This is a genomic window from Streptomyces polyasparticus (assembly GCF_014493765.1).
Classification (GTDB): Bacteria; Actinomycetota; Actinomycetes; order Streptomycetales; family Streptomycetaceae; genus Streptomyces; species Streptomyces polyasparticus.
Genome location: NZ_JACTVJ010000067.1, coordinates 1 through 6,824, shown reverse-complemented (window position 1 = coordinate 6,824; position 6,824 = coordinate 1). Strand labels below are relative to the sequence as shown.

4 protein-coding genes and 1 pseudogene are annotated in these 6,824 nt (G+C 65.3%); all 5 read left to right on the top strand.

Annotated elements, in window-relative coordinates:
• The first annotated feature begins 355 nt into the window (after nt 1-355).
• Nucleotides 356-1,225 (top strand): IS5 family transposase, encoded by an 870-nt coding sequence (locus H9Y04_RS45335; RefSeq protein ID WP_187820103.1) that lies wholly within the window; start codon nt 356-358, stop codon nt 1,223-1,225.
• A 180-nt stretch (nt 1,226-1,405) separates the two neighbouring features.
• Entirely contained in the window at nt 1,406-1,975 is a 570-nt protein-coding gene (locus H9Y04_RS45330; RefSeq protein ID WP_308802058.1) for a coiled-coil domain-containing protein, read from the top strand.
• Nucleotides 1,976-2,168: 193 nt separating this feature from the next.
• A complete protein-coding gene (locus H9Y04_RS45325) occupies nt 2,169-3,212 on the top strand; it encodes an IS110 family RNA-guided transposase (protein WP_187820102.1) in 1,044 nt (347 codons plus the stop codon).
• A 351-nt stretch (nt 3,213-3,563) separates the two neighbouring features.
• Nucleotides 3,564-4,637: pseudogene (locus H9Y04_RS45320) on the top strand (ISKra4 family transposase); the annotation flags it as partial.
• Between the two features lie 516 nt (nt 4,638-5,153).
• A partial coding sequence (locus tag H9Y04_RS45315) for a reverse transcriptase/maturase family protein (RefSeq protein WP_187820100.1) occupies nt 5,154-6,824 on the top strand: 1,671 nt, incomplete at its 3' end.

Below are 6,824 nucleotides of genomic sequence, written 5' to 3'. Positions count from 1 at the left end.
GCTCCTCCGGAGTCATACCCCCAGCGAACTACCAACTCCAGAACCTGACCAGCCACCTAACAAAGTCCTACTAGGGCATGCAGGGCAATACGCCTAGATCAAACGCCCTCTGAGTGGGTGTTTCATCCTGGAAGCTGATGGGATCGGGGCCTTTGGTGGTGTGTCGTGGGAGGTGGCAGGGCCGGGTCGGGATGTGCGAGGCCGCAGTGTCGACCGGGGTGCGACATAGTGCCCGCCATACCGCCCTTCGCGAATTTCACCTGTCTCATTCGAGGGTGCCCCGGTCTGGGGGTGCTCATCCGCCGGTCCACACGCCCCTCTGGCGGCAGGTTCGGCAACGCGGTACGCCGGTGGCATGACCACGCGCAAGCCGTACCCGAGCGACCTGTCCGACGCCCGCTGGGCGCTGATCGAGCCCGTGCTGACCGCCTGGCGGGCACAGCGGCGCGAGCACTCGATCCCGGGCGGGCGCCGGTCGAAGTACCCGCTGCGGGAGCTGCTGAACGCGATCTTGTACGTGGACCGCACCGGCATCCCCTGGCGCTTCCTGCCCCACGAATTCCCACCGTGGGAGACCACCTACCACTACTTCGCGGCCTGGCGCGACGAGGGCATCTTCGAGCAACTCGGCGGCCTGCTGCGCCGGTTGGCACGCAAGGAGGCGGGACGGGACCAGGAGCCGAGCGCGGCGGTCATCGATGCACAGAGCGTGAAGACCTCCTCCAACGTCCCGGCCGCCGGTCAAGGCGCGGACAACGCCAAGAAGATCGTGGGCCGCAAGCGGAACGTGATCACCGACACGACGGGCCTGCTGCTGCTCGTGCTGGTCACCGCGGCGAGCGTGCAGGACTCGGTGGCTGGCCAACGGCTGATCGACACACTCGCCGCGCGGTTCCCGACCATCCGCAAGATCTGGGCCGACGGCGGCTACCGCCACTACCTCGTCGAGCACGCCGCCCGCCTCGGCATCGACCTGGAAATCGTCCAACGCACCCCCGGGACCAGGGGATTTACACCCCTACCACGCAGGTGGGTAGTCGAGCGCAGTCTCGGCTGGTTCATGATCTTCAGGCGGCTCACCCGCGACTACGAGACACTCCCGGCCAGTTCCACCGCCATGATCCACCTCGCAGCAATCGACCTGATGACCCGCAGACTGACCGGAGAAACCACACCAACCTGGAGAGACCCGGCACCTTCGAATCAGACACCATCTCCAGGATGAAACACCCACTGAGAGTCCCCACAAAGGAAACCCCGGAAGGCCACAGCCCCCCATTACCGTTTTCGTAGCCCCGCAACGGGGTTACCGGCCTTCGGAGTTGGGTGCGGCTCCTTTGAAGGGAAGCAGCCGGTAGGTCGGTGCTGATCGGGGTGTGTTCGGCTGGGCCCCTCTCTACCGTGGGTGGTGGAGGAGGCGATCCTGATGGGCTCGTTGTTCGAGGAGTTGGAGGCCCGGGAGGCGACTGCCCGGGGGCGGGTGGACGAGCTTGAGGAGCAACTGGCAGAAGTGACTGGCCGGTTGGAAGAGGCTCGGGAGAATCTGGAACGGCTACGGATCGCTCGGGAGACGGTGTCCGAGGTGATAGCGGAGATGTCGGCTGGTGCATCTGCCTTGGAGGATGAGGTACCGGAAGTCGTCGGGGAGGACGAAACCAGGGAGTCATCTGCGTACGCGGGAGCCGAGCGGCAGATGGTGGGGGTGCTGGCGGTGCCCCACTGGCGACCGGGGATGGACACGAGCGCACTCCCGAAGATCTACCGAGACATCGTGGAGGTGGTCCGGGATGCGCCGGGGCCGGTGCGGGCCAAGCAGGTCGTACCGAGGATCGGGCTGCCCGCCGAGGTGGGGAAGATCGAGGGGACGCGGGGGAAACTGAAGCGGCTGGTCGCCAGGGGCTGGCTGGCCGAGGGCGATCCGGGCCTGTTCGCTCCCGTCCGCCATGGGACGGGAATGGGGTCCAACTCCTCTTGAGGGAGGGGCTCTTCTCTCTAGAGTCGAAGGTGCCAACCAAATCGACGCCCGCCGAGAAGAGCCCCGGGATGGAACCGTATGACACAAGCGTGAGTACTGATGCGATGAAAGGGGCGGGGCCTCCGCCTCTGCCGGCTGCGTGAGTCATGCGGTTCCCACTCGGTTCCGACTCGGCGGTTTGGGAGGCACCTTCATGAACTCATCGCACGATGATCCCCAGTGGGTGGGGATGGATCTGCACCGGCGGCGCTCTGTGCTGGTGCGCATGGCACCCGATGGAGCACCGCTGGGCAATCCGGTCCGCTTCAGCAACGACCCGGTACGGCTCAAGCGGGAGATCGCCAAGGCGGGTCCGGGAGCGAAGGTGGTGCTCGAGGCCACTCTCGGCTGGTACTGGGCTGCCGATGCACTCGCCGAAGCCGGGGCGGAGGTGCACCTCGCCCACCCACTGGGAGTGAAGGCGTTCTCCTATCGGCGAGTCAAGAACGACGAGCGGGACGCGCAGGACCTCGCTGATCTGCTGCGGCTGGGCCGGCTGCCAGAGGCATGGCTGGCCCCGCCCGAGACCAGGGAGCTTCGCGAGATGGTCCGCGGTCGCCACAAACTCGTGAGCCAGCGCACCAGCTGCCGCAACCAGATCCACGGGGTCCTGGGCAAGCTCGGCATCGCGGTCCCCATGAGCGATCTGTTCGGCGCCGGTGGCACAGAGTTCCTTGACAAGCTGCCTGTCCCGGACGGCTACGGGGCTCGACTGCGGGCCCTCAACTCGGTGATGAGCGAGCTGAAGAAGCAGATCGCGGGCCTGGACAAGCAGATAGCGCACAGACTCCGGGACGATGCCGGCTACCGCGCCATCCAGAGGATCGACGGCGTCGGGCCGGTGCTGGCTGCCGTATTCGTCGCCGAACTCGGTGACGTCACGCGCTTCCCCGGCCCCAAGCACGTCTGCTCGTGGGCAGGAATCACACCTAGGCACCACGAGTCGGACCTGAAGGTGACACGTGGGCACATCACCAAGCAGGGCTCGAAACTCGTGCGCTGGGCGGTTGTTGAAGCCGTCCAACGGGTGCCCGCAGGCACCTGGATACGGGCGCACAAGGATCGCATCGAAGCCCGCCGCGGCACGGAGGCGCGCAACATCGCCACGGTCGCCGCGGCACGCAAGCTGCTCACCTTGGTCTACTACGGGCTACGGGACGGCGAGGTTCGCTGCCTGACCCGCACGGACACAAGGTGAGCGGCATCCGGACCCACGGTCGGCGCGGGATCGTGAATAGGTACGGCCCCCGCCTCGCGGCGCGGCCGAAGTGCTGATTGATCCCGTCGACCGTGTGCCGAACTACACCATGCCGCCCCGCCATTGATAGGTGCGGGCGCGGCGGATGGATGACCGGCGGCCGGAGCGCCGCCAGCCCAGCATCACGTTGGTGAAGAGCACACCCCCCACAACGTTCCACTCGATGCGGAACTGCAGCCCACCCCTGCGGGAAGAACGTTTGGTCCTCCCGCTGGCGGAGTACGGTCTCAACTTGCCGACCGGTAAGACGAATGCGGCCAAGCCCGGTACTTGACCGGCCCCACCCCTTTCATGGATGACCTGTTTGCCGGCTCGGTCAGTGCCTTCGAATCGCTGTTACACACCCTGCAAGGCAAGCCAGCCCAATCGTGGACCCACGCTGAGCTGGAAGAACACATGGAAGAAGCCGGACGTCAACTACTGCGGCAGCTGCTGCAGGATCACCTGGATCTGCGGGCCCGCAGGGAAGAAGAGGCAGCCAGGCGGGAAGTGCAGCCACGAGTGATCGGCCCGGACGGGCGGCTGCGTCCGTGGCGGGAGACGGACCACGCACGCTCGCTGGCCTGCATGTTCGGCCTGGTGCGCGTGAAACGCATAGCCTATCGAGGCCCTTTGATGGCCAACGTCCATCCGGCCGATGCGACGCTGTCGCTTCCTGCGGGCCGGCACTCGATGGGGCTTCGGCGGCTCGCGGTGATTGAAGCCGTGCGGGGCTCATTCGACCAGGCCCAGAGCGCGATCGAGCGACGCTGCGGGCGAGTGCTGGGCAAGCGCCGTCTTGAACAGCTCGTGGCCGCCGCCTCCGGTGATATCGACTCCTTCTACCAGCAGCACATTCCCGTCCCCTGCAGCCGGGATGTCCTACTGGTCATCGAGGTCGACGGCAAGGGCGTGGTCATGCGCCCGGAGGCGTTGCGGCCCGCCACTCAAAGAGCCCGGCTCGCCGCCGAGGCCGGACATCGGAGCCGAATCACGCCGGGCGAGAAGCCCAATCGCAAGCGGATGGCCACCGTGGCCTGCGTCTTCGACGCCCTTCCCGCTCCCCGGCGCCCACACGATGTGATCCATCCACCCGGCGGCCGCAGCACCCGCCGTCGGATCCGCCGCGGCCCGGCTGCGGCACGGAAGTGGTGCACGGCCTCGCTCCTCCATCCGCCCGAGAAGGTCATCGCCGACGTCTTTTCCCAGGCCGAAGCCCGCGACCCCGGCCACCACCGCTGCTGGGTCGTCCTGGTCGACGGCGCCCGCCACCAACTCGACCTGATCCAGCGCGAAGCCGCCCGCCGCGGCTGCACGATCAACGTGCTCCTGGATTTCGTGCACGTCACCGAGTACGTCTGGACCGCGGTGCGCCGTGAGGCGCCTTGTTGTATCCCCAATGCAGTTGGGAGGAATCTGGAGAAACATTCCTGGGTCACCCGGCTTACCGGAACGCGAAAGCGCACAAGGGACCAGAGCATGCCGGGAAAGCAGTGTCCGTCTGGAGGCGTCCAGGGCGGGGTGCTGCAAGACCCGCGCGATATGGCCAAGGCTGAATTGCTTCAAGTCCAATCTCCAGCGGGTGTAACAGATCGCCCGTCGGAACGACGCTTGAAACCGACGCTGCGCTCGGCTCGGACATGCAGCTGTTGTCCGAGCAGTCTCCAGAGCGCGGAGCGCCACCCAATGAGGGTTGGTCAAGGAGATGAGTGGACGGCCTGTCTCGCGCTCGATACGTACAGCAAGGACGTACCACGGGATCGCCTACGGGGCGCGAGCCCTATGGCGACGGAGTGCCCATAGTAGTCGCCGGAGTGACGACCGGTCGTGAAGTCCGGGAAAGCCGGAATGAGGGCGAAGGGGCACAGGTGATCAGGAAGTTCAGGCGGGGAGGGATGCGAAATGCAGACTACTGAAACCGTACTGGGCGTCATCCGAGAACGTGGCAGGCGGGGCCTGCCGCTGGAAAGGCTGTATCGGCAGCTGTTCAACAGGGAATTGTTCCTGCGGGCCTACGGGCGCATCTACGCCAACAAGGGTGCGATGACGCCGGGGGTCACTGGGGACACCGTGGACGGCATGTCCCTGGCCAAGATCGACCGGATCATCGGGACCTTGCGCACCGAGTCATACCGGTGGTCACCGGCCAGGAGGGTCTATATCGAGAAGAAGGGATCACACAAGAAGAGGCCACTATCCATGCCGCCGTGGTCGGACAAGCTCCTGGCAGAAGTGGTACGCATGCTGTTGGAGGCGTACTACGAGCCACAGTTCTCCGACCGCTCCCACGGCTTTCGTCCCCGCCGGGGCTGCCACACCGCACTTGAGGAAGTGGCCGCCACATGGAAAGGGACTCGCTGGTTCATCGAGGGCGACATCGCCGACTGTTTCGGGAGTCTCGACCATCAGGTCATGCTCACGATTCTGGGCGAGAAGATCCACGATGGCCGGTTCCTGCAACTGGTCGAACGGATGCTCAAGGCCGGGTACTTGGAGGACTGGCGCTACAACGCCACACTCAGCGGAGCTCCGCAGGGCGGGATCGCTTCGCCGATCCTGTCCAACATATACCTGGACCGACTCGACCGTTTCATCGAACAGCGACTGCTTCCGCACCACAATCTAGGCAACAAACGTCGTCTCAACCCTGAATATGAGTACCTCGGCGTCGAGATCGCGAAGGCCCGACGACACGGCGACCGGGAAGCCCTGCGGCACCTAAAGGTCCAAAGGCGTTCCCTGCCCAGCCAGGACCCCGACGACCCCGGCTACCGTAGGCTGCGATATTGCAGGTACGCAGACGACTGGTTGCTCGGATTCATCGGCCCCCGGCGCGAAGCCGAGGAGATCAAGGAACAGATAAGGCAGTTCCTGCACAAGCAACTCAAGCTGGAACTGTCCGAGTCCAAGACCCTGATCACTCACGCTGCCAGCCAGGCGGCGTCCTTTCTCGGCTACGAGATCAGAGCCCAGCGTGCCAATGACAAGGTAGACCCTCAGGGGCGACGCTCCGTCAACGGCGTGATCGGCCTGTTTATGCCCAGGGACCTGGTGCGCAAGCGTTGCGCTCGCTTCATGCGCAAGGGAAAGCCCGTCTCACTCGGTCATCTGATTCACGATCAGGACTACACGATCGTGATGAAGTACCAGTCCGAGTACCGCGGGCTTGTCCAGTACTACCTGCTGGCCCAGGACGTAAATCGCCTGGCTCACCTGCGCTGGGTCATGGAGACCTCGATGCTCAAGACCCTTGCAGGCAAGCACCGCTCCACCGTCACCAAGATGGCCAAGAAGTACAAGACGACCATCCGGATGCCGGAGGGAATGCGCACCTGCATGCAGGTCACCGTCCCCCGCGACGGAGGCAGAAAGCCACTGGTCGCCCGCTTTGGTGGGCTCCCGCTCAAGAGGCAACGCACCGCCTGGCTCATCGACCGTCAGCCGGTCATGACCAGCGCCCACCGAGGCAACGAGCTGATCGACCGACTCGTTGCCGGATGGTGTCCCGCTGGGTGGTGTAGCCGCGATCTCCGCGTAGCCCCTGGTCATGGGGCGGCCACCGCGCAACTCTCC